General features: G+C 35.3%; 22 protein-coding genes and 1 pseudogene. 18 read left to right on the top strand and 5 right to left on the bottom strand.

Annotation, left to right across the window (positions count from 1 at the left end; translation table 11 throughout):
* Positions 1-213: 213 nt before the first annotated feature.
* The 3 genes and pseudogenes from M3226_RS28260 to M3226_RS28250 form a co-directional block, all read left to right on the top strand.
* A pseudogene (locus tag M3226_RS28260) lies at positions 214-360 on the top strand (aspartate--ammonia ligase); the annotation flags it as partial.
* A 307-nt stretch (positions 361-667) separates the two neighbouring features.
* The gene (locus M3226_RS28255; protein WP_251572428.1) at positions 668-1,528 is read left to right on the top strand and encodes an alpha/beta fold hydrolase; all 861 of its coding nucleotides are present in this window, start codon (positions 668-670) and stop codon (positions 1,526-1,528) included.
* Between the two features lie 324 nt (positions 1,529-1,852).
* Positions 1,853-2,068 (top strand): YdbC family protein, encoded by a 216-nt coding sequence (locus M3226_RS28250; protein WP_251572425.1) that lies wholly within the window; start codon positions 1,853-1,855, stop codon positions 2,066-2,068.
* 375 nt (positions 2,069-2,443) lie between these two features.
* Here the strand turns inward: M3226_RS28250 and M3226_RS28245 are convergent, their stop codons facing one another.
* Both M3226_RS28245 and M3226_RS28240 read right to left on the bottom strand, forming a co-directional pair.
* Positions 2,444-3,343 carry an AraC family transcriptional regulator gene (locus M3226_RS28245; RefSeq protein WP_251572423.1) on the bottom strand — a complete coding sequence of 300 codons (900 nt, stop codon included), beginning with the start codon at positions 3,341-3,343 and terminating at the stop codon, positions 2,444-2,446.
* Between the two features lie 1,403 nt (positions 3,344-4,746).
* A complete protein-coding gene (locus M3226_RS28240; RefSeq protein ID WP_251572421.1) occupies positions 4,747-6,825 on the bottom strand; it encodes a glycoside hydrolase family 3 protein in 2,079 nt (692 codons plus the stop codon).
* Positions 6,826-7,325: 500 nt separating this feature from the next.
* Here M3226_RS28240 and M3226_RS28235 point away from each other — a divergent pair, with 500 nt between their 5' ends.
* The 5 genes from M3226_RS28235 to M3226_RS28215 all read left to right on the top strand — a co-directional run bounded on the left by M3226_RS28235 (position 7,326) and on the right by M3226_RS28215 (position 10,561).
* The gene (locus M3226_RS28235) at positions 7,326-8,096 is read left to right on the top strand and encodes a transporter substrate-binding domain-containing protein (RefSeq protein ID WP_251572419.1); all 771 of its coding nucleotides are present in this window, start codon (positions 7,326-7,328) and stop codon (positions 8,094-8,096) included.
* Between the two features lie 53 nt (positions 8,097-8,149).
* Entirely contained in the window at positions 8,150-8,794 is a 645-nt protein-coding gene (locus M3226_RS28230) for an amino acid ABC transporter permease (RefSeq protein WP_251572417.1), read from the top strand.
* Positions 8,791-9,519 carry an amino acid ABC transporter ATP-binding protein gene (locus M3226_RS28225; protein ID WP_285858032.1) on the top strand — a complete coding sequence of 243 codons (729 nt, stop codon included), beginning with the start codon at positions 8,791-8,793 and terminating at the stop codon, positions 9,517-9,519. The genes M3226_RS28230 and M3226_RS28225 overlap by 4 nt, the downstream gene beginning before the upstream one ends.
* A gap of 421 nt (positions 9,520-9,940) precedes the next feature.
* Positions 9,941-10,087 (top strand): hypothetical protein, encoded by a 147-nt coding sequence (locus tag M3226_RS28220; RefSeq protein WP_251572415.1) that lies wholly within the window; start codon positions 9,941-9,943, stop codon positions 10,085-10,087.
* A 273-nt stretch (positions 10,088-10,360) separates the two neighbouring features.
* A complete protein-coding gene (locus tag M3226_RS28215; RefSeq protein WP_251572413.1) occupies positions 10,361-10,561 on the top strand; it encodes a cold-shock protein in 201 nt (66 codons plus the stop codon).
* Positions 10,562-10,759: 198 nt separating this feature from the next.
* On the opposite strand, the gene M3226_RS28210 is transcribed toward M3226_RS28215, so the two are convergent.
* On the bottom strand, positions 10,760-11,005 hold the full coding sequence (locus M3226_RS28210; protein ID WP_251572411.1) for a CotD family spore coat protein: 246 nt from the start codon (positions 11,003-11,005) through the stop codon (positions 10,760-10,762).
* A gap of 400 nt (positions 11,006-11,405) precedes the next feature.
* Between M3226_RS28210 and M3226_RS28205 the strand changes: the two genes are divergently transcribed.
* From M3226_RS28205 to M3226_RS28190, 4 genes are all read left to right on the top strand, one after another.
* A complete protein-coding gene (locus M3226_RS28205) occupies positions 11,406-12,626 on the top strand; it encodes an SEC-C metal-binding domain-containing protein (protein ID WP_251572410.1) in 1,221 nt (406 codons plus the stop codon).
* A gap of 136 nt (positions 12,627-12,762) precedes the next feature.
* Positions 12,763-14,424, top strand: coding sequence for a sensor histidine kinase (locus M3226_RS28200; RefSeq protein WP_251572408.1), 1,662 nt, complete (start codon positions 12,763-12,765; stop codon positions 14,422-14,424).
* On the top strand, positions 14,421-15,188 hold the full coding sequence (locus M3226_RS28195) for a LytR/AlgR family response regulator transcription factor (RefSeq protein ID WP_251572407.1): 768 nt from the start codon (positions 14,421-14,423) through the stop codon (positions 15,186-15,188). The genes M3226_RS28200 and M3226_RS28195 overlap by 4 nt, the downstream gene beginning before the upstream one ends.
* A 148-nt stretch (positions 15,189-15,336) precedes the next feature.
* Positions 15,337-16,584 carry an L-lactate MFS transporter gene (locus M3226_RS28190; protein ID WP_251572405.1) on the top strand — a complete coding sequence of 416 codons (1,248 nt, stop codon included), beginning with the start codon at positions 15,337-15,339 and terminating at the stop codon, positions 16,582-16,584.
* Positions 16,585-16,878: 294 nt separating this feature from the next.
* On the opposite strand, the gene M3226_RS28185 is transcribed toward M3226_RS28190, so the two are convergent.
* Together M3226_RS28185 and M3226_RS28180 are read right to left on the bottom strand one after the other, a co-directional pair.
* On the bottom strand, positions 16,879-17,157 hold the full coding sequence (locus M3226_RS28185) for a hypothetical protein (protein ID WP_251572403.1): 279 nt from the start codon (positions 17,155-17,157) through the stop codon (positions 16,879-16,881).
* Positions 17,158-17,225: 68 nt separating this feature from the next.
* Positions 17,226-17,642, bottom strand: coding sequence for a hypothetical protein (locus M3226_RS28180; protein WP_251572401.1), 417 nt, complete (start codon positions 17,640-17,642; stop codon positions 17,226-17,228).
* Between the two features lie 238 nt (positions 17,643-17,880).
* Here M3226_RS28180 and M3226_RS28175 point away from each other — a divergent pair, with 238 nt between their 5' ends.
* The 6 genes from M3226_RS28175 to M3226_RS28150 all read left to right on the top strand — a co-directional run bounded on the left by M3226_RS28175 (position 17,881) and on the right by M3226_RS28150 (position 23,000).
* Complete coding sequence (locus M3226_RS28175) at positions 17,881-18,783, top strand: DUF2935 domain-containing protein (protein ID WP_251572399.1); 903 nt, start codon at positions 17,881-17,883, stop codon at positions 18,781-18,783.
* A gap of 736 nt (positions 18,784-19,519) precedes the next feature.
* Positions 19,520-19,936, top strand: a complete 417-nt coding sequence (locus M3226_RS28170; protein WP_251572397.1) for a BlaI/MecI/CopY family transcriptional regulator — start codon at positions 19,520-19,522, stop codon at positions 19,934-19,936.
* Entirely contained in the window at positions 19,937-20,791 is an 855-nt protein-coding gene (locus M3226_RS28165; protein WP_251572395.1) for a M56 family metallopeptidase, read from the top strand.
* Positions 20,792-21,029: 238 nt separating this feature from the next.
* Entirely contained in the window at positions 21,030-21,449 is a 420-nt protein-coding gene (locus M3226_RS28160) for a DoxX family protein (protein WP_251572393.1), read from the top strand.
* 24 nt (positions 21,450-21,473) lie between these two features.
* Positions 21,474-22,160 (top strand): DsbA family protein, encoded by a 687-nt coding sequence (locus tag M3226_RS28155; RefSeq protein ID WP_251572391.1) that lies wholly within the window; start codon positions 21,474-21,476, stop codon positions 22,158-22,160.
* 294 nt (positions 22,161-22,454) lie between these two features.
* A complete protein-coding gene (locus M3226_RS28150) occupies positions 22,455-23,000 on the top strand; it encodes a copper resistance CopC family protein (protein WP_251572389.1) in 546 nt (181 codons plus the stop codon).
* The last annotated feature ends 2 nt before the right edge of the window (positions 23,001-23,002 follow it).

Below are 23,002 nucleotides of genomic sequence, written 5' to 3'. Positions count from 1 at the left end.
ATGCCCGCAGAGGCTCCATGTCAAGCAACTTGGCCTTCTGAAAAAACAACGAAAGAAATCAAAAAATAAAAAACTACGAAAATGATAGATTAAGAGAGTAATTGTCCAAAATTCGGGGGTTAATCCGAAAGGGCTTTGTTAATCCAACTAAAACAATCGAATAATGAGGACCGGAAACAGCTTCAATATCATCAAGCTATTGTTAACAAAGAGCTGCCATACACAATAGGTGGAGGAATCGGGCAGTCCAGATTATGTATGTTCCTCCTAAAGAAATCACATATTGGAGAGGTCCAGGTTTCTGTATGGAATGATCAAACCATTGCTGATTGTAAAAAAGCGAAAATACCCCTGTTATAGACTTTTTGTTTTTCAATAAGACTATAGCCGAATCCTATAACGGATTTCGGCTTTTTTGCATTTTTTGTAGTTGAAACTTCTATGCTGTTGCTTTTTTACCAATATATCTTCAATTATTTGAAGAAAAGGCAAAAACAATGAAATTAGATTACTATACGAAAAAATTAACAACATAGTTATTCCTTAACTCACTGCCTTATGCGCAACACTAACGAAAGAGGAATACTCTTTAACCGATACGAATCTATTGTAAGATAAACACTAATAAACTTAATTTATCTTTGTATACAGGGGAGAGGGATGATATATGTCAAACATTTTAAAAAGTACTAATCCTACTGATACATTCACTCAATCAACACTTACATCACGAGATGGTACAGTTATTGGTTTTCAAAGTATCGGTCAAGGCCCTGGAATCATTCTAATCCATGGTGCATTGAATGACTCGAGGGATCTTAGTAAGCTTGCCCGAGAACTAGCGGATACTTTTACAGTTCACATCATAGACCGAAGAGGACGCGGGATGAGTGGACCTCAGGGAATTGAGTATTCAATTAACAAGGAATGCGAAGATATTCAAGCAATACAACAAGTAACAGGTGCTACTTATGTATTTGGACATAGCTATGGTGGTCTCGTAGCTTTAGAAACTGCACGAATGGTTCAATCCTTTACAAAAATTGCTCTATATGAACCTGGCGTTTCTACAGGTTCGATCCCAACTGATTGGGACTGGATAGTACAATATGAAAAGGCCATAAATAGAAAAGACTATCGGGAAGCATTTACTAGTTTTGTAAAGGGGGCGGGACATAGTCCTTTAACACGAATGCCTAACTGGTACGCAAAACTCATCTTACGTATGGTAATCCGTGGAGATCATTGGGTAAAAATAAAAGAGCTGTTACCAGAAAATTTATTCGAGCATAAGGAAGTCCAACGCTTAGAAGCTACTTACAAAAATTATCAAACCATTCATGCAAATATACTATTAGTTTCTGGAGAAAAAAGTCCAGAAACAATTCACCAGATGATTCAACTATTAAGTCAAACAATTCCACAATCACAAACATTAATACTTACAAAATTACATCATCTTTCTCCTTGTAATGAACATAATCCAATTGAAGTTGCAAAATATATAAAGCAATATTTTCTTAGCTAAGACCTGATATAACATTTCAAGTTATCTTTAGAAACAAGTTCATTTTAATGACTTTATAACACTCACAAATGATTATACTTCAATATTTGTGAGTGTATTTTTGAAAAATGAGAGAAAAGTGATGAGTGGAATTCAGTAACAAAGAAAAATTCTTATTCGAGGAAGAAAAGCAATGAAAAACGGTATAATTAAATATGGACATGCCATAACAGAATGGGAGTATGATTAAGCTCAATTAATGAAAGAGTGTTACAACAATGGATTTACATGTCCAAAAAATTAATTTTGAATATAATTTAATGCAATGGCAAGGAGGTAAGTTACATGGCAGACATTAAATATGAAATCACACAAAAAATTGCTGTACTATCAGAATCTGCAAAGGGATGGAAGCGAGAACTTAATCTGATTAGCTGGAATGGACGTGAACCTAAATATGATATCCGTGATTGGTCCGAGGATCATGAGAAAATGGGAAAAGGGATTACGTTGTCTAAAGAAGAGTTAGACAAGTTGAAGGAAATTCTTAACTCACTTTAACCAAGCGTTTTTAAAGATATGACTAGCAGATTGAATATTTTTTTATTAATAAGCATCCTAATTGGGTGCTTTTTATGCATGGTTAGAAATAACGAATCTATCTTTCTTATGAATAGTAGTTAGTTTAATATAATATAATTATGTAAATTGAAATAAAATGAATTCGATCTTTTAATTAACGGTTGGGTCAATTTTAACCCAAAATAGATAGTTGATCCCTCTGAATGGATTTGGCATTTAAAAATGCGATTCATGACTGTGTGTTTTATAAATGCAATAAAACCAAAATATACAAGTAGGGCATAAAAACTTGTATATTTCAGCTCTTCAATATTATTTCTTAATGTGTTGAAGCACCAGGTTGTTTAAAGTGCCCTATTTCTCAAATAAATTGGAATTTTTATACTTCTTATAAGCCAATGGTGTTATGTTCATTGACTTTCGGAATTTATCAATGAAATAGCTGGTGCTATTAAATCCGACTTGATAGGCAACATCGGTTACATTGGATTCTGGCTGTTGTAATAAAATTAAACTTTTTTGAATTCGAAAATCGGTTAAGTAATTCAGAGGTGTTTTCTTTAAAATTCGTTTGAAGTATCGACAGCACTCGGAACGGCTTAATTTTCCAGCTCGTGCAATATCGTCTAAAAGGATTTTCTCAGGATAATGTAAGTGGATCCAATTTAGCATCTGCTTCATTCGATGATTCTTTATCATTTCCGTCTGTTCGTACTCTAATTCAATCCCATTAATGATTAGGTTCTTCCAAATTAATGTGAGATGCAGGCTGATGTCGATTTGATAGTATGGTGGAGTTTGTTTTATCAACTGATTAATTTTTATAATAGAGTCCAATATATTATTCGACCAAAGCTCCTTTGGAACCAAGAGTAAATAAGGAATATTAGTCGCCTGAATATAAGGGATTACATGGGTTGTATATAGTTCTTGTGATAAAACGAAACTTGGGGATACATTTAAACATATATAGGCACAGCCAGAATCATTCTGATCTTTTGCCATATGCAGGCAGCCACTATTTATAAATAGCCCTTCGCCTTCTTGCACAGTAATATTTTCTTCATTTATTTGAAAAATGGCTTCTCCTTTTACAACGAGAACAAATTGAAATTCATCATGCCAATGAAGCGGTATATATCCATTTATGTTTTGATTAATCGTTGTTTCGTAACATGCGAGCGGTAACACAACTGTACGGTGTTCCGTTAATTCTTTTAAACTTTGGTCAACTATAAAATTTTTGATTTGCACTTTATCACCTCAACATTCTTATATTTTTATTCGATTTTGGTATTATTTTAGAGGTTATCTACTTATTATTTAAAATATTATAATACTATTTTTATATTTAATATATTCTTATGTTAAATATTTAATTTCAGAAACTTTTCTGATGTTATTTACCACTAATAGTTGAAAGGGGATGAGAGAGATGGAAATAGGGGATGATAGGTTAGTTAAAAAGCAATCAGGGGCAATAAAAAAGACTTTGAACAACTCATTAAGCAGTGCTATGAACGAATCTACCGTCCTGCTTATCTTTATATACATAACGAAGAGGAGGCATTGGATGTTGTTTAAGAAGCGATATATCAAGCATATATAAGTATTCATACTTTAAAGCAACCGGAATACTTTATGACTTGGCTAACCAAGATCATCATCCGCTGTGCTGGCCAAATCCTCAAGCGAAGAAATAACATTTTACCACTAACAAACGAAGTATTGTCTAATTTAACAACGGTAACTAATCATACAGACCATGACGAAGCAATACATCTAAAAAAACTCCCTCTTTTATCTCTTTTAGAAGAATTTATGGAGTGTGGTGATGTAGTTGAGATTTAAGAATACTGGGAAGGTAAAAAAGTATTACCTGAATCGATTAATGTTCCTAGTAAAGCAATGAGAATCAACCCTTTACAGCTTACATACAATTCGGTGAATATCATGACCAAAAGAATTATATAAAGGTGAATTACTCCCAAAATTCCAACAATGTCATCTGCAAGAACAGTTATATCGTAAACTTGACCAATCAAATTACATCAATCATTTAGAAAACCACGCCGAAAAAAATCGAAATGATATTTGGTGGGTTCAATGGCTCTAATATTGAGGAGGTAATATTCAAGTCTTTTATGGTTGATGGATTAAATTGGTACAAAAAAATACCAATTTAGAACTAGCATTTAGCAATATTGAAAAGCAACATAACGGTTATCTCAAATATTATAAGGCTAAATATTTTGCCCTTCATTTAAGGGACCATTCCAAGCTTCAAATGTACTATCACTTGTTTGAACAAGAGAAAAAAAGAATAGATGCCTAATTCAAGTAACAGGGGCGTTTCTCCCTTTGCCCAAATCTTCTTGAATGGGTTCGGGATATGATTCGGTAATACCCCAAAAATAGTTGAGCTTCTGAAAGAATATCCAAATGAAATTATCCCGTACATTAGAAAAGTATTTGAAACAGAGGAAGACATCTGGAAATCTGGATTTTTCTGAGAGAAAAAGCTCTTAGGAATGTTGATAAACTAACCAACATCCATTGTGTTGTCATTTACATTCACACATTTGGAGTGTGTTGAACAAATTAAATAAAGGCAGTATGCCCTCAGACGAGGGGGCTGCCTTTTGTCCTACTTCGTTTTAATTATTGAAGAAATTCCTCAAGAATGTGTCGATATAGCTGGACTTTGCTTCCTTTTGCTCCGTATTATAGGATAGTCCAAAACCAAAACCATACTTGTCACCAGATTTTGCTTGGTATACATAGGAAGGGGCTTCATCAAAGCCTGGTACGTCCATCTTGTCATTTACGACGGCATTCTGATTTGCTGGAATGGTAATAGGTAGTTTTCCAGTCGGATTAAATTTCCCACGAATCACATCAATTAAAGCTTCCGTTTTTACTCCGAATGTTCCAATGACAGCTGCTGCATTCGGTTCAATTTCTTGAATCAGCCAAGGATTACTAAAGTTAATGGCCGTAATCGTCGGTACAGTTTTCTGTATTTTGATAATCCGATTTTTATTTTGAATTTGCGTATCTGGTCCTATAGAAATCAATGGATGCTTCGAAAGCAGATCTTGTTTGGGTTTAATCCATACAAGTGCGTGGGTTGCTTCTTCCAAATGATTTGTCAAAGTGATGTCCGGATCATATTGCTGAATGGTTTTTCTTAATGCAATCGTATTTGCATTCTGTACGCCAGCTGGGAACGATTCGACATAAAGTTTCATATCTTTTATTTTTGTATTCTTTAGGGGCAAAAGATTCTGATCATTGCGTAATAAAACGATAGACTTCCGGTGGGCTAAGTCTGCCTTTTCTTGTGATGCCCGATTATTTACCACTTCTAATGCCGTTTTCGGATTCACATATGGGTTTTCAAATAAACCTAATGTCATCATTTCTGTGAGCAAATGTGCTACGGATTGATTGATTTGCTCTTCACTTACCAAACGTTGATTTACCGCATTTATTAATGGCTGTGGATCCTTCTGTCCGGAAAAAATATTTGCTCCAGCTTCCATTGCTTTAGCAATTCTTTCTTCCCTCGACATATGTTTAGCACCCCATGCCATATCAATTATTGCCCCCGTATCTGAGTTGACATATCCTTTAAACCTTAGTTTCTTACGCAATAAGTCGGTTATAAACGCTTTATTAAAAACAAAACCCACTTCTTCAAATTGCTGTTTATCGTTATAGGGAGGAAGCCCTTGATCAGCACTTTTATTACTTGGATAAGCATAGTAAGGTAGTATGGAATTTGTTCCAGCTTCAATGGCTGCTATAAACGGCGGGAGATGATACTTTTGCAAGCTGCCAGGTGTTGGATAAATATTAAAATTTCCTTCCTCAAAATGCGGATCTTTCCCCAAATATCTTGATCCCCCACCAGGGAAATGCTTTGTTGTCAAAGAAACACTGTTTTTGTCAAGTTCTTCACCTTGAAAACCTTTGATTAACGTATAATTGATATCTGAAACGAGTTTAGGACTTTCTCCAAATGTTTCTAAAATCCTTGCCCATAAGGGTTGTGTTGCAATATCAGCATTGTAGCCATACATTTTACGAAGACCGGCAGATGTCCATTCTTTCCGTGCAATTTGAGCAAATTCTTTTACCAAATCAAGGTCACGAGTTGCAGCGAGTCCTAAGGAATCTGGCCATATGGAAAATTGACCAGGACCCTCTTTTGTGGGTACATAGTAATCTTTTGCTTTTTTAAAATCTGTAATATCTGCGATCATGGTGAAATGGTTTCGGGGATTTGAAATAAGAACTGCCGGTATTCCTAATCTTGTTCCCTCAGCCTTTTCTTGCAGCGTGTTATTTGTATTGGCTATCACATCAGCACTAGGTGTACTACGATAAACAAAATATCGTGCATGTTGATCAATTAAATTATTCGGCTGTTCCATCTTGGACCCTTCAATTTCACGAAATTCAGGTATAATCATAAGTCCGGCTTTTTCCTCTAGGGTCATTTTGGATATTAGGTCAGCGACTCGCTTTTCAATCGATAACTCCCAGTTTTCATAATCATCTAGTTTTCCATTTGAATTTAAATCTTTAAATACTTTTCCATTGACAGTAAGCGTTTCTTTTACCCTTGCCAAGACCTGCTGGTTAACATTTTGGGCATCCACCGAAGGTATGATAAAAAGAATAGATAAAACCATTGCCATTAAATAAGCGAGAGCCTTTCTTCGTTTCAAATTCATTTCCCTCATTTCAATCATTCATGTTGGTTGATCATTTATTCGCCCTTTTCTACTTAATATTTTCCTTGTTATGAAAAATTATTATCTCAACGCGAGGCAAAACGAAAGAATGGTTGAAAAATGAAGACTCTTTTCCGCTAATAAAGGAACTTGCTGTATTATTTGACCTTTGTTCAAAATGATTGATGTGAAGTAATGTAACCCAAGACTAACCGAATAGGGAAACTTGTTCTTTATTAATACTAAAATTAGAATATTAAAATAATAATCGTAATTCACTCTAAAAAAAGAAAAATTTCTTTTATAATATGCTTTTTACCTTATTGTCGGGTTACTATTAAAATACTTCTTGGCTAATAAAATTTTTTATATTTTATTAAATAGATAGAATTATTATACAAAAAATACTTTTTCATATTTAATATATGTGGTATATTAAAAAAGTATTGTTTTTATTATATTAAAAATAATCTAAAAAGTAGGGGTGTTATTTGATGAAAAAATTAGGTTTATTTAGTTTATTTTTAATTCTGACTGTTTTTATCGCAGCGTGCGGTAGTAAGGAAACATCAGGAGAGAAAGCGAATAGTGAAAAGGTATATAAAGTCGGCGTGGACACGACTTACCCTCCATTTGAATATAAGGATGGAAATGAGTATAAAGGTATTGATATTGACTTGATTAATGCCATTGCGAAAAATCAGGGCTTTAAAATTGAACTTAACCCAATGGACTTTGGTGGTATTATTCCAGCCATGCAAGCCAATCAACTTGACGTAGCTATTGCAGGGATGAGTATTACAGATGAAAGAAAAAAGGTAGTAGATTTCTCAACTCCGTATTTTGATGCAGGATTAACAGTTGTTGTTAAAAAAGATAATGCAACTATTAAATCAGTTAAAGATCTTAAAGGAAAAACAGTAGCTGTAAAAAAAGGAACAACGGGTGCTGAATATGCACAAGCTAATGCATCAAAGCTAGGAATTAATGTCGTTCAGTTTAATGATAGTCCTGCAATGTTCCAGGAAGTTTCTAATGGAAATGCAGATGCACTTATTGAAGACTACCCTGTTATCTCTTACGCTATTGCCCAAAAGGACCTTGGTTTGAAAATTGTCGGTGACCGCTTAAATGGAGACCAATATGGAATTGCTGTTTTGAAAGGGCAAAACAAGGACTTAATTGAAAAAATTAATAAAGGTCTTGCTGAACTCAAAAAAGATGGAACATATGATAAAATTATAAAAACTTATCTTGGTGAATAACTATTGATTGGGCGCGCATTAAGCGCGCTTTCTTTTTGAAAGGGGATGAAACAGTGGATATAATTGTTGCAGCTTTACCAATATTACTAAAAGGATTACAAGTCACACTTTATATATTTGTTATTGCTATTATTCTAGGTTTTTTAATTGGCTTATTGATGGCCTTGTTACGGCTTGCACCTCTTAAATTCTTGCATTGGATTGCAAAAGTGTATGTTGATGCGATTCGTGGAACTCCATTTATTGTACAGTTGTTTTTTATATATTTTGGAGTGAATTCGCTGCATTTGGTTTCTTTAAACAGCACAACAGCTGGTATTATCACTGTTGCGATTAATGCGGGGGCATATTTTGCAGAAATTATCAGAGCCGGTATTCAATCAATTGATAAGGGACAAACAGAAGCCGCTAGATCGATTGGTTTTACCGGAGCACAAACAATGCGTTACGTGGTCCTGCCTCAGGCTTTTAGAAGAATGCTTCCTACGATTACGAACCAATCCATTATTAGTTTAAAAGACACTTCGCTGTTATCCGTTATCGGTATTGCAGATTTAACACAGCAGGGTCAAATTCAGGCTTCAGCAACCTTTGAAGCATTTAAGATTTGGCTGGCTGTAGGTGTCATTTATTTTATCATTATTTATTTGTTAACCCTTCTTGCTAATTTTGTTGAAAGGAGGATTCAGGTTCGATGAGCATTATATCAGTAAAAAACTTAAGCAAATCGTTTGGGAAACTAGAGGTTTTAAAAGATATTAACGCTGAAGTTCAAGAAAAAGAAGTAATATGTGTAATAGGCCCTTCTGGCTCGGGAAAGAGTACATTCCTCCGGTGCCTAAATCGCCTGGAAGACATTTCAGGTGGTGAGGTAGTGATTAACGGACATAATATTACGGACCCAAAAATTAATATCAACAAAGTTAGACAAGATGTTGGAATGGTATTTCAACAATTTAATCTGTTTCCTCATAAAACGGTTTTAGAAAATATCACGTTAGGTCCTATTAAAATTCTTTCGATTAGTAAAGCAGCGGCTGAAAAAATGGCCCTTGAGCTGCTTGATAAGGTTGGCCTGAAAGAAAAGGCTAGCAGTTATCCGGGAGAACTATCTGGTGGACAGAAACAACGGGTGGCTATAGCAAGGGCTCTGGCAATGAATCCTAAAATCATGCTGTTTGACGAACCGACTTCTGCACTTGACCCGGAAATGGTCGGTGATGTATTAGAGGTTATGAAGCAGCTTGCTAAGGAAGGAATGACCATGGTGGTTGTTACACATGAAATGGGATTTGCCCGGGAAGTTGGCGATCGTGTTATTTTCATGGATGGAGGGTATATTGTAGAAGAAAATGAACCGAATCAGTTATTCGGAAACCCTCAGCATGAGAGAACAAAGGCTTTCTTAAGTAAGGTGTTATAAACAGATTTTTAACCTCTTAAAAAGACCTTGCAATTACAATATGGACACGAGCTGTGTGGGAACACTTAAATGGTGTCCTAAGATATATTTAGGAAAAGTCAACCTGATTCCTATAGAATATCGGGCTGACGTTAAGAGCGCAAAGAAACAACCTTAAATGGTAGTTACTTTGCGCTCTTATTTTGATTCTTGTATTTTTCCTTGGAAGAGGGAATTTTCAAACTAGGTAACTATCCCCTTGGGGGAGTTGCCTTTTTAGCGCCTAAATTCGAAGCATTTGCTTTCTAGATGGGAAATGCGGGGATCATAATAAGATATGCATTTAGCGAGGGCTGGCTTATATTTTTTTCATAAATATAGAAAAAATCTATTAATTGGGTGTACTCCAAATCAGATGGATTTGTAAAAGGGGAGAAATTAAATGGGAATAGTCTTGCTTATTTTAGCAGGGATTGTCGAGGAAGGATTAGCAATACATAAATACATAGCATCATCACGAAATCCAATCAGAAGAGCAAAAGAAATTAGGTACGTATTAGCACTTTCATTATTTTTGTTTTATTTGTAACGATCATCAAGTGGAGTTTCAGGTGGTGGCTACTAACAGTTATGCTTTTTATTTTTGGAACCATAGCAGTTATTTCATTACTAAGAAAAAAGGAAGAGAAAAAATGGTTGTGTTTAGGTCTTCTTGCAAATACTTTTAAAAAATGTTAAACTTTAGAAGAATTATTTTTGATCGGTGTAAAGGATAGTATAAGATTAACTTTTCGTCTTGATGATCACTGAGTGCAAGGATAGTAACACATTGTGTGCAAAGCACACAGCAGGAGGAAACAAAATGGAACAGGGTAAAGTAAAATGGTTTAACGCAGAAAAAGGTTTCGGATTTATCGAACGTGACGGCGGAGAAGACGTATTCGTTCATTTCTCAGCTATCCAAGGCGAAGGTTTCAAATCTTTAGACGAAGGTCAAGCAGTTACTTTTGACGTTGAGCAAGGTCAACGTGGAGCTCAAGCGGCTAACGTTCGTAAAGCTTAATAATAAGAACAAACTGAGGCAGGCTCTTTATAGAGTCTGTTTTTATGTTCTCTTTTAAAAACAAGGAGCCCCACTCACGAATGAGTAGGGCACATGTATTGCTTGTACATATTGAAAGGGACATTTATGGAATACAGAATATAAAGTGTGTCTAATTGAAAAGTAAAAAAACCTCCCGTTTGGGAGTTTCTTGTGAAATTAAAAACCAAATGGACTAAATGGACAACAAGGGTTGACTGGAACACCGCACATTGTATGTATTTCACTGCATTCATTTATGCAGGAATCTGTGTGGGGGAAATAGTGTTGATGAGTAACATGAAGGTTATTAACCGTTGTTGTATGTGAAGGATGTAAATGTGTAACTACTTTATTAAATAAATTTGTTTTTACGTATTGTTGCCCCGGTGAGACAAGTGGTGGATCATCTGTAGCTGGAAACACTTGAGGTCATATCAGTTAAATACGGTTCTTAAACAAAGAAAACTCGCCATTGTATTGGCTAGTTTTTGCTTTTTTTATGTAAATATCGATGTCAATGCTACTGTCATTTTGGCACAAAATTAAGAATAATACCTTAAAACGGAACCCTTTAAATATTAATTGTCTGTTGCTTCACTCTTTTCCTAATCTATCGTCAAAGCCGAAAGCGTATCTAAAAAATGATTTATACTTGAGTGATACTATTGAACATTTAAAAACTAAGCGTTAATAGCATGTGGGATAAAACAGTTTAGTATAAACTTTTTTTCTGATATAATAAACACCTAAAAAGGGCGAGCCTTTTCTTACATAAAACCATTTTAAAATGACATTAAACTACTATTTTTAGAAGGTGATCATCTTGAATACTAGCAGCATGGATAAAGAAACTTATGAAAAATTACAGAGCGCTTTAGAAGGTTTAAGAGAGATGACACGGAAGAACCAACAGAAACGGGAATTAAAAATTTGGAGTGATATTTCTGTTCCGTTAACAATAAACGATGCGCTTAGTAGCTTATCCAAAGATGAGTTAAGTTCCATAAGAAGACGTTTAGAGATAAAAGGCGCTAGTCAGCTAAAAAAAGGGGAATTAATAGATTTATTAAGTATAAAGATTCCACTTTCGTTTGAAAAGTTATGCATGTTTCTGGACCAAGAGCGTTACAACTTAATCAAAAAAATAGTCCATCATGGCGGGTATATGGAAGCGCCAAAATTAACGGCAAATCAACTAAACTACTTTCGCAACATAGGTATCATCTTCACAGGAACTTTTGAAGGCAAAAAGATCGTGGCTATACCTGAAGAAATAGTTGAGAATGAGTTTATTCGAGACAACCACAAGCCATTAATCTCGATTAGCCGACGTAATACAGAATGGATCAAACTTACACAAGGATTGCTCTACTATTATGGGACTTTGACCCTCACAGAGCTCCATGATTTGCTAGAAAAATACATGAATGAACCTATCAGACTTTCCGATTATCTATCTGTCATCAATCATGCTATATCCTACTACGAGCAAATAAGATTGGATAAGTTTGGCTTTTCCAATAGTCGAGTCTTTGATTCAGAAAAAGTAAGGGGTGAACACAAAACCAGAAAAGACCTGGCATTTTTCCCATTCTCCACAGAGCAATTACTTAGAGCGGGTGAACCTGGATATATCGAACGAAATGATTGCTATCTTCAATTGGTTCACTTTTTAACTCAAAACTATGAAATGAGCAGACAAGAAGCGGATGGAATGGTAGAAGAATGCGTTTATGCGACTAACATTGGGGAGAGTCCAAATCATATTTTTCAATTTCTGCAAAGCAGACTAGAATTCAAAAATATAGAAATGGTAAGGGCTTGTATGGACAAAGTCGTAAATCTCATGAATAATACGAGGCAATGGTTACTCAAAGGGTATTCGCCAAGAGAGCTATCGGGGGCATATGAGCAAGAAACCTTGTTGCCATTTCCAAATCCTAAAGAGAATATTGTGGATTTCACAACCAGACAGAAAGTTGGCCGAAATGACCCTTGTCCATGTGGAAGTAACAAGAAATATAAAAAGTGTTGTGGAAAATAAATATAATATGAATTTATTCAGTCTGCCTACCATCACGCGGCAGACTTTTACAATTGAATGAACCTGCATAAAATAAAGGTACAGAAGAACCATTATCAACCAAGATATCGATGCGTAATTTGAGAGGATTTTTGGCATGAATACATCATTAGAAATGCTGATCCATTTATTTGAACGAGCAGCCTTGCTGTTGATTTGTCTGTTTTTTATGATTCGGATCCCAAAATTTAAGGAATCCCTGCAAAAAGACCGCCATTCTCTTACAGAGAGGCTTGTTATTACCATTTTATTTTGTTTATTTGCCATTTTTGGTACCTATTCAGGGATCAATGTTGAAGGTTCCCTTGTGAATACTAGGATCATTGCTGTTGTGTCTGGTGGTATTTTGTTTGGGCCTTGGGTGGGAATCATTTCGGGCGTCGTTTCGGGTGTGCACCGCTATTTGATTGATATTGGCGGAATCACCTCAGTTCCATGCTTAATCACAAGTATTATTGCGGGGATTGTTTCGGGTTTTATTAACCGAAAAGTAAAGAGGTCGTTGCGATGGATCTATGGAATTGCGGCTGGGATGTTTTGTGAAGTATTGACCATGCTGTTGATTCTTGCCATGGCTGATCCATTTTCACTTGGTTTGGACATCGTTTCTAAGATAGCCTTTCCTATGATAGTAGGAGAATTAAACATCGGTCTGATTGTATTATTGGTAATGAGTGTGGAGGGTGAGAAGGAAACCATTGCGGCACGACACGCGAAGCTTGCATTAGATATCGCCAATAAGACCATGCCTTATTTTCGCTCCATCAATACGGATTCATTAAGGCAAATCTGCAGTATTATAAAAAATGATATCAACGCCGATGCGGTGGCCATTACAGATAATGAAAATGTACTCGCCTATGTTGGTTTTGGAGAAGAAAGATATGTAACTGGTCAGGAAATTATCAGTGATTTGACGAAAGAAGCGATCCGAACAGGCAAGTTCATCATTCGGAATCATATCGCCGATCACCATACCCCCCAAATTCACTCTCTGTTGATTGTTCCTTTTGAGGAACACGGTGAGGTAACGGGAACACTAAAAATCTACTATCGAAAATCCTATAAAATGACTTATTCCCTTCAGACAATGGCGATCGGACTTTCTCAAATCATTTCTACTCTAATGGAGGTTTCAAGGATCGAACAAATAAAGGCCGAATCGAATAAGGCAGAGTTGAAGGCACTTCAAACCAAGATTAATCCGCACTTTTTGTTTAATGCCCTTAATGCCATTGCCTCCACGACAAGAAGGAATCCAGACAAGGCCCGTGAGTTGATTATAAATCTATCTGGCTATATGCGCTACAATTTAGAGGTAAGTGATGAATTGATAAATATTCATAAAGAGTTGGAACAAGTCCGTGATTATGTAGAAATAGAAAAGGCCCGTTTCGGCAGCCGTTTGACTGTAGACTATGACATAGACGAAGTAAATGTAAACATACCAAGTCTTCTCATCCAGCCGTTAGTGGAGAACGCCATTAATCATGGCATTTTAAAGAAAAAAGGCCCCGGAGTGGTGACAATTGCAGTCAAAGATTTGGGAGAAAAAATAAGAGTAAGCGTAATGGATACGGGTGCTGGAATTAGTGAAGATGTCATCAACAATGTGCAGAATGATACGGTACCGGCTAACAAAATCGGCTTGTATAATGTTCATCAGCGAGTCAAACTGATTTATGGAAATGGACTGGTGATTAACCGGTTATCACCTGGTACGGAAGTTTTTTTTGACATGGTAAAGGAGAGGTTATGAAAGCAATTATTGTGGAAGATGAAATTCCAGCTCGTGAGGAATTGGAGTACTTAATTGAAGCTTATAGTGAAATTGAAGTCACTCATTTCTTTGATGATGGCTTAGATGTTTTAAAATTTTTGCAGGAGCAAGAAACAGATGTGATCTTTTTGGATATCAATATCCCATCACTTGATGGCATGCTGCTGGCTAGCACCATTAGCAAATTTACGAAAAGACCCTATATTGTGTTTACCACGGCCTATAAGGAACATGCTGCTCAAGCGTTTGAGCTTGAAGCCTTTGATTATATCCTCAAGCCATATGATGAAAAGCGGATGTCAACAATGTTAAGCCGACTTGAGGCAGCTTATAAACGTGATCAGACACAGACTAATATCTTAAACAATAGACCTAATGCTGCAGTACAAGAAATGGAGGTCCATGCAAAGTCTTCAAACCGAATCAATTTAAAAAAGAACGATAAAATTATTGTGACAGATGTAAATGACATTTATTATGCAGAAGCAAGTGAAAAGTTGACATTGGTGTATACGTTGAATGAGGAGTATACGATGCAGATGAGTATAACGGAGTTCCATGCCCATCTACCAGACGACATGTTTTTTCGCTGTCACCGATCGTATACAGTTAACTTAACGAAAATCCGTGAAATTGTGCCATGGTTTAACCAAACCTACCTGCTGCGTCTTAAAGATCTGAATGCAGAAATTCCGGTAAGCAGAAGTAAAGTAAAAGCGTTTCGACAAATTATGCAGCTATAATATCCATTCATTCCGAATAATAAGCATTTCATTCTGAAAACGATTTCTTCCTATTTTTCAATGATATGATGATCACATCTACAAGGTAATTAAAAATTACTAAAAACAGAATGATCATTTTTTTATTGGGAGAAAAGAGGAGATTAAAATGAAAGCAAGCAAGGATCGGCGTTGGTTAATTGTAATAGGAACGATTATTGTACAAATGGGATTAGGTACTATCTATACTTGGAGTCTTTTCAACCAGCCCTTAGTCGACCACTTTGGCTGGAAGTTTAATTCAGTTGCTTTGACTTTTTCGATTACTAGCTTGGCCTTAGCACTATCAACGTTGTTCGCAGGGAAGCTGCAAGATAAATGGGGTATTCGCCGCTTACTTATTTGTGCCGGCATTGTCCTAGGTGCAGGGTTAATTATTAGTTCACAAGTATCATCCTTATGGATGCTTTATATCTTAGCAGGCGTCATTGTTGGGGCAGCAGATGGTACTGCCTATATCACATCTTTATCAAATTTAATTAAATGGTTTCCTGAAAGAAAAGGACTTATTTCTGGTATTTCAGTTGGAGCGTACGGTACAGGTAGTTTGATATTCAAGTTCATTAACGGGTCATTCATTCAGTCAGCTGGAGTTACCCAGGCCTTCTTTTTCTGGGGACTAATCGTCATGATTATGGTCGTAGGTGGTTCTTTTCTAGTTAGGGAAGCAAAAGTAATTCATGAATCGAAAATTCAAAATGGCAGCATTCAAAAAGACTATACTGTGAAAGAAATGTTGAAAACGAAGGAAGCATATCTCTTATTCGTGATCTTCTTTACAACATGCATGAGCGGTTTATTCCTGATTGGAATTGTGAAGGATATTGGTGTTAAAATGGCAGGGCTTAATATTGCAACGGCAAGTAATGCAGTAGCGTTAGTGGCTATCTTTAATACAAGCGGACGTATCATACTTGGAGCCTTATCCGATAAAGTAGGCCGATTACGAGTAGTATCAGGCGCATTGCTTGTTACAGCGGCAGCGGTTACGGTATTAAGTTTTGTCCACCTTAATTATGGATTGTTCTTTGCTAGTGTGGCAGCAATTGCGTTTTGTTTTGGCGGGAATATTACCGTATTTCCAGCCATCGTAGCTGATTTCTTTGGTTTGAAAAATCAAAGTAAAAACTATGGAATCATCTATCAAGGCTTCGGTATTGGTGCGATTTCGGGATCATTTATTGCTTCTTCATTAGGTGGATTTATCCCTACCTTTAAGCTGATTGCAGTTTTAAGCATTGTATCTGTTATCATCGCCATGATGATCAAGGCACCAGGTAACGGGACACCTAAAGCGAAGGATAAAAGAAATCCAGGAAAAATTCGCAGCATGTCACCGGATACACGAGCAAGTTAATAGCAGTTTTTAATTTAAATAGCAATAACTAAAAGGCAGATCAGCATTCTGCCTTTTTTTGGTTGAATAGGCAGTGCCCTTTTGATAATAAATTTGGTATCCGTTCATATTTGAAAACCTACGAATAAGCCAACATTAATGGAAGCTTGAATAGGTATACTAAGATGGCAAAAAACTATATTTGGAAAAACTCCATTATATGACACTTTTTTACAAGGTAATAATTTCACCAAAAAAAGCCTCCACCTATCTTAATAAAGGGTGGAATAAATGTATCCCACCCTTAAATGTAAACTAAAAATCTACATCTATATCAGTATTTTGGTCTTGGGCGTTTTCTTGATCTTGATCGGATCTTACACGTGCATTACTTCTGCTATTTAAGTTAATATCTACACGGGAATTACCTGAGTTATTGATTGTAGCTCTAGCAACATTTGTATTTCTGTCAACATTGCGTACGTCTGCTTCTGCTTCTGATTCTGAACGATTACGAATATCGTTTTCAATATCATTATTTACATCAACATTCACATCTGTGTTGGTGTTATTACGTTGGTTTCTTCTTGCCATTTTTTCATCCCCCTAAAATTTATTACTTTTATAAAATTATTAAATATTGAACATCTATAAGAATACTCTTAAAAATCAAAATCCACATCGATGTCTTGATTTTGTTCGTTGTCTTGTTCTTGGTCCGTTCTAACACGTGCATTACTGTTGCTGTTTAATCGAACATTAAAACGAGTATTTCCAGAGTTATCCATATCTGCCCTAGCCTCATTGTTATTGTTGTCAACATTGCGAACTTCAGCTTCTGCCTCGGATTCCGAAGTATTTGTCACTTCATTATCAAATTCATTATCAAATTCATTATCAATGTCCACATTGACATCGGCATTTGTGTTACTGTGGTTGATCCTGTTAGTGTTGTTGTTTCTGTTCCTATTCCTATTCCTATTCCTGTTATTGTCGTTGTCAATGTCATTGTTTTTTGCAGAACCTCTAAACACAGACTGATTTCCTTGATTATCAAATTCTCTGTTACTTCTACTCAATTGTTTCAACTCCTTTTCCTTTGTCTATTAAGCATCTTATTCTCAAGATGTGCAGTGGATTGGACAAGTTAACGAGGACAAGGACCCATTTACTGTAAATTAGGGTTAATTTTAATTGAAAATTGCTTATGTGCGTTTTTTGACGAGTTTCATATGAAAATCCACTCATGTCCAATAACAAAATTTTAAATTGGTGCAAATATCATGGTAAAGAGGGGTAGTAAAGGAGGGGATAAGTATGCAGTTTCAGACTAATCTTCCTGGCCATGTTAGTACGGATCAGTTTAATCAGATGTTGGTTACACCCGAATCGTTTGCTGCAAAACCCGAATCCCTAACCGAACAATTATTTGTTGAACGGTCTCTAACTGAAAATAGGTTTTGGCTTAGAATTATGAAAGAACATGCCTTGTTTTTAGGTGAGGGATTTAATCGGAAGGATACACAATTAATCCAACAAACAGACCGGTTTCATTATTATTTTGAACAGCAGGAGAAAAAGGCGTATCAAGTACCAAATAATGTGGGAATGGTTAGGAAATTAAATGAAGAGAGTATTGAATTGGTTCATGGCTTTCGTAATTTTAAAAGGAATCTTTTAATATTGATCATAAACTGTAAAATTAGTGGATTTAATTTTCCTTTGCTCGTAGATCACATTGCACGTGAAGCAGAGTATTTTATGAGGACACTTACGAAGTTTAACCAGGGGATTTCAGACCCAATTCAGGATGCAATTATTAGTGAAAATGTTTTTTGGTTACGAATCATGATGGAACATTCCCGTTTTATAGCATTACTCCTTGACCAATCAGAAAGGAATTTAGTTAATGCGGCACGGAAATTCGGGTATGATTTTGAGGTGCTTTTAAATCAAGCAAGAGATGTAGAGTCCATGTTATATCAAAAGCAGCCGACTTACCCAATCATTGGAAAAATGAATAAAGATAGTGAGAACGCTGCACAAGAAATTCGTGCGTTTAAGCAGGCGGGACTAGACCTAATTAAGTCCTGTCAAATCAGGAATGTTATAAATCCATTATTGGCAGACTGTGTACTAAGAGAAGCTGACCATTTCTTATATATGATTCATGTACTAGAAGAAAGGTTCAATACCAAAAAGATGAGTGAAATGCGTTAATGGAGTAGTGTGTTTATAGCAAGGGTAGGAAAGCTGGTTTTGTAAACGGTTTTGTACCACACCATAATCATGGTTCAGTTGGTTATACCTTAATGGAAGAGGATTATGTTCATCAGTGTTTAAATCCACTTTACCACCTACCACAAATGATCAACAAAAATTAATGATAGTTAGAAAAAAGAGGGACTTCCCCTCTTTTTTTGTTCTGAGAACACATCCCGCCTAGTACAATTTAGAGGATTGCATCTTCTCTTCATTCAGTTTCAGATTGGAATGGATTATTAAAGTTTTATTAGAAATTAAATAACCGCTTGTAACCGTTTTCCCCACAAGTTATAATAATTAATAATTCCGAAAATTACCCTAGAAGGTGTCCAATATGAACCTTTATGAAAAATCACCTAATGATTTCCTAATTAATTTTTATTATGAGATATGTAAAAACATTGAAAAGGGGATCTTAACTAAAGCTATGTATTATGAACTAGGTTTGATTACTAGTGTCTTAGATCTGAGAGGAATAATCTTAAGTAAACCCACTGATTTTGAAGATGTAGTTAAGCAAAAAAACATAACGAAACTTATTTCTTAGAGTAAAAATATGCTATATCAAGCATATTTTTACTTTAAGAAATTGTTTTTTTTTAAAATTCATATTTTGTAGGTAACTAATCCTTTGATTGAAAAATTAGACCCAATACACTACAATTTGTAATGAAGGGTAGGTGTGTGTTAATTGACAATAAATAATTTTCGTGTTGATCAAGAAGGTCTTAATCGTTTTTTTGGCCCGCTTGAATCTAAAATAATGAATATTCTTTGGAATGGGAATGAAAGTAGTATTAAGGAAGTCCAACTAATTTTAGAAAAAGAGAAACCGATAAATTTTAATACTGTTATGACGGTAATGAATCGTCTTGTTGATAAAAACATCCTGACAAAAAGATTGGAAGGACGTACATCTCTCTTTAAGCCTCTTACCACCAAAGAGGATTTTATTAATAACCAATCTAAAAAACTAACAGAAAACCTTTTAGATGAATTTGGGGGATTAGTTGTTAACCATATGCTCGATTCATTAAAAGAGGTGGATGATCATTTACTGGAAAAACTGGAACAAAAACTGGAACAATTAAAAAGGGACAGAAAATAAATGGTCTGGAAACAAAAGTCAACCGCAGTGTTTGGATTAGCCCTCTTCTTTGCGATCATTTTGTTTGTTCAAATGGGTTTGTACATATTAAATGATTTTATTGGACCAATAGAGCTATTTAATATTTTTATTTTTTGCGTGAGTTTATTTAAACCAGGTACGTTTGGATATTTCGCAGTTGAGATTATTGTAAATACCTATATTTTTTATACGGTTTTCATTATTTGTAAAAAGGTTATTAACCAGATTGTCTTATTAAGTTCATTTCGACATCAGATTCAGCAACGTAATCAAATAAATAAATCTAGTGAATTGAATGAAACATTTAACAGAAAAAATAATGACATTGTGGTTATTCAAGATAAGGAACCTTTAGCATTTACCTTTGGGTTTCGGAAACCAAAAATAGTGCTTTCTACTATTTTAATTGACATGTTAGATTCGAAAGAATTAGAAGCAGTAATATACCATGAGACGTCGCATCAAAAGTATTATGATGGATTGAAGGTTTTTGTTTTACAAATAATCTCAGAAGTAATGTGGTATATCCCTCTTACGAAATGGTCCTATCAGAATTATAGAATCATGGTTGAACTAGTGGCGGATGAATTTGCGATTAAAAGAATGGGTTCTGAACTTGGTTTGGGAAGTGCTTTATTAAAGTTAATCAAGAATCAATTAAAAATTGCACATCCTGCACCAGCTCTTGTACATTTTGCGGATGAAACCGTTGATTATCGGTTAAAACAGCTGTTAAATCCACAACAGACCATTCCAGTTAAGATGCAGGCACGGTCAGTCATTATCTCATTAAATATGTTCGTTGTCATACTTTTCATTTTAGTAATAGCATAACCATTTTTGCTTTTCTAAAGGATTGGAGTCAAAATCCAATCCTTTGTTTTATAACCTTTATCAAATACAAGGGAAAAATTAAAATCCTTGACCAATCGTTGTAAATTACACTACAATGGGTAGTGTAATTTATTTATCGAAGACTTTTTTAAAAGGGGTAAATCATGTTCAACACTACTGAATGTAGTGCCTGTCTATGGTTTCCTACAAAATACGTTAAATTGGAGGAGTTAATGAAATGAAAAAAACAGAAATCGGTGTTTTAATTTTAAGAGTATTTTTAGGGTTATCCTTCTTTATCCATGGTTTATCTAAGTTTCAAAATGGAATTGATAATACTGCCGGATGGTTTGAAAGTATCGGGATTCCAGGCTTTATGGGGTACGCAGTTGCAATTATTGAGTTAATTGGGGGTCTTTTGTTAATCATCGGTCTTGGTACACGATACATAGCAGCCCTCTTTGTTTTAATTATGATTGGAGCAATTGTAAAGGTAAAGATAGCAGCAGGCTTCATGGGAAATGGTCAAGGAGCAGGGTACGAGCTTGATCTTGCTTTTGCAGTTATGGCGGTATTTTTATTCCTAAATTCAAATGCTACTCTTTCTCTTGATTCAAAATTGTTCTCAAAAGATCAGACTAAGAAAGTTAATTCTTAGAGTTTAGAAAAAGAAGGTGAGTAAATGTCATCAGGAAACAAAAAAGCCAATAAAGCTAAAAAACAATCTTCGAAGTTTCTATTTTGGATTATCGGTTTTGTCACCATCTGTCTTGCTGGTTTAATTTTTTTATCAAATCAGACTAAGAAAGAAGCCATTGACTATGCGGGACAGCCATTTTTAGGTGAAAAATCAGCACCAGTAAAAATAGTTGAATTTGGTGACTATAAGTGTCCGTATTGTAAAAATTTCAACGATTCACTTCTTCCTAGTATAGAAAAGGATCTTATTGATACAGGAAAAGCCTCGTTATACTTTATGAATTATTCATTTATCAATGTTGATTCTACTCGTTCTGCTAAATTTGCGGAAGCAGTATTTAAAGAATTAGGAAATGAGACGTTTTGGAAGTTCCATGAGCTATTATATAAAAAACAGCCCGAAGACACAAAAGCAGAGCAAATGGATGTCTATACAGAGTCTTTTCTAAAGGGGACATTAAGGGAAATTGTTTCTGAGGCAGAAGTGAATAAAGTAGTTAATTCTTTTAATCATGACGAGGCAGGAGAGGCATGGAAAAAAGATATGTCAACGGCTAGTAAGCTTAGTATTACTAGTACCCCTGCCATTTATATCAACGGTGTCAAGTTTGAAGGAAATACATATAACGATTTCAAGGAGAGAGTAAACGAAGCAGCAAAAGAAATGTAAGGTACTAGGAGATTAAAGGTGAATCACTGGTTTCCATAATTAGAGCTTTCCATACATATGGAAAGCTTTAATATTATTATCTTACATGTATTTCCGTTTCTTTTAATAGAATGAGGGGATGACGAAGAAAAAAATCCTTCGGCGGATTGTAAAAATTCTCTGTACTGATATAGGTTTGGAATTTTATGATTTGTACAAAGTAGTTGAAAATAAATGCACTATAACTCAAGATGAAAGTGTTATGATGAAAGGGATGTACAGAAAAATTATAGGAATTAAGAAAGGAACAGCAAAATGAAAAAATTACTATTCTTATTAATGAGTTTACTAGTAATGATTCCAAGCATCGCTAGTGCACATACGGAACTTACTTCATCCAATCCAGCTGCGAATCAAGTGGTCATAGAAGACCAAAAACAAATCGTCCTTACATATGAAGGTAAGATTGAATCTTTAAGCACAATGACTTTGGTAAAAGATGGGCAAGAAATCCCTTTTGATCATGTTACGCCAAAAGATAATCAACTAATAGGTATAATATCAACTCCATTAGAAAATGGCTCATATACAATTAAGTGGAGTATAGCTGGTGAGGACGGTCATCCCATAACGGGTGAAATCCCATTTACCGTGCAAAAGGAAGTAAAGGAGGAACTAAAGGCGGAAACCAAACAGCCAGTAACTCCAAAAAAAGAAGAACCTAAAAAAGCGGATGTTAAACAGAATAAAACAGATAATCCTTCTAGGGATAACATTTCTAATATGAACACGATTATAGTTGTGTCAGTAGTGGTCATTTTGTTCATTGGTCTATTCCTGTTATTTAGAAGGAAGCGTTAAAT

Source organism: Neobacillus cucumis, assembly GCF_023715505.1.
The sequence above is the reverse complement of the archived record's forward strand: the minus strand, read 5'-3'. Positions and strand labels throughout refer to the sequence as shown.

Excerpts from the sequence above, each read along its gene's own strand:
- M3226_RS28255 (WP_251572428.1), top strand. The coding sequence starts at position 668 with ATGTCAAACATTTTAAAAAGTACTAATCCTACTGATACATTCACTCAA.
- M3226_RS28250 (WP_251572425.1), top strand. The coding sequence starts at position 1,853 with ATGGCAGACATTAAATATGAAATCACACAAAAAATTGCTGTACTATCA.
- M3226_RS28235 (WP_251572419.1), top strand. The coding sequence starts at position 7,326 with ATGAAAAAATTAGGTTTATTTAGTTTATTTTTAATTCTGACTGTTTTT.
- M3226_RS28225 (WP_285858032.1), top strand. The coding sequence starts at position 8,791 with ATGAGCATTATATCAGTAAAAAACTTAAGCAAATCGTTTGGGAAACTA.
- M3226_RS28220 (WP_251572415.1), top strand. The coding sequence starts at position 9,941 with ATGGGAATAGTCTTGCTTATTTTAGCAGGGATTGTCGAGGAAGGATTA.
- M3226_RS28215 (WP_251572413.1), top strand. The coding sequence starts at position 10,361 with ATGGAACAGGGTAAAGTAAAATGGTTTAACGCAGAAAAAGGTTTCGGA.
- M3226_RS28200 (WP_251572408.1), top strand. The coding sequence starts at position 12,763 with ATGAATACATCATTAGAAATGCTGATCCATTTATTTGAACGAGCAGCC.
- M3226_RS28195 (WP_251572407.1), top strand. The coding sequence starts at position 14,421 with ATGAAAGCAATTATTGTGGAAGATGAAATTCCAGCTCGTGAGGAATTG.
- M3226_RS28190 (WP_251572405.1), top strand. The coding sequence starts at position 15,337 with ATGAAAGCAAGCAAGGATCGGCGTTGGTTAATTGTAATAGGAACGATT.
- M3226_RS28185 (WP_251572403.1), bottom strand. The coding sequence starts at position 17,157 with ATGGCAAGAAGAAACCAACGTAATAACACCAACACAGATGTGAATGTT.
- M3226_RS28175 (WP_251572399.1), top strand. The coding sequence starts at position 17,881 with ATGCAGTTTCAGACTAATCTTCCTGGCCATGTTAGTACGGATCAGTTT.
- M3226_RS28165 (WP_251572395.1), top strand. The coding sequence starts at position 19,937 with ATGGTCTGGAAACAAAAGTCAACCGCAGTGTTTGGATTAGCCCTCTTC.
- M3226_RS28160 (WP_251572393.1), top strand. The coding sequence starts at position 21,030 with ATGAAAAAAACAGAAATCGGTGTTTTAATTTTAAGAGTATTTTTAGGG.
- M3226_RS28155 (WP_251572391.1), top strand. The coding sequence starts at position 21,474 with ATGTCATCAGGAAACAAAAAAGCCAATAAAGCTAAAAAACAATCTTCG.
- M3226_RS28150 (WP_251572389.1), top strand. The coding sequence starts at position 22,455 with ATGAAAAAATTACTATTCTTATTAATGAGTTTACTAGTAATGATTCCA.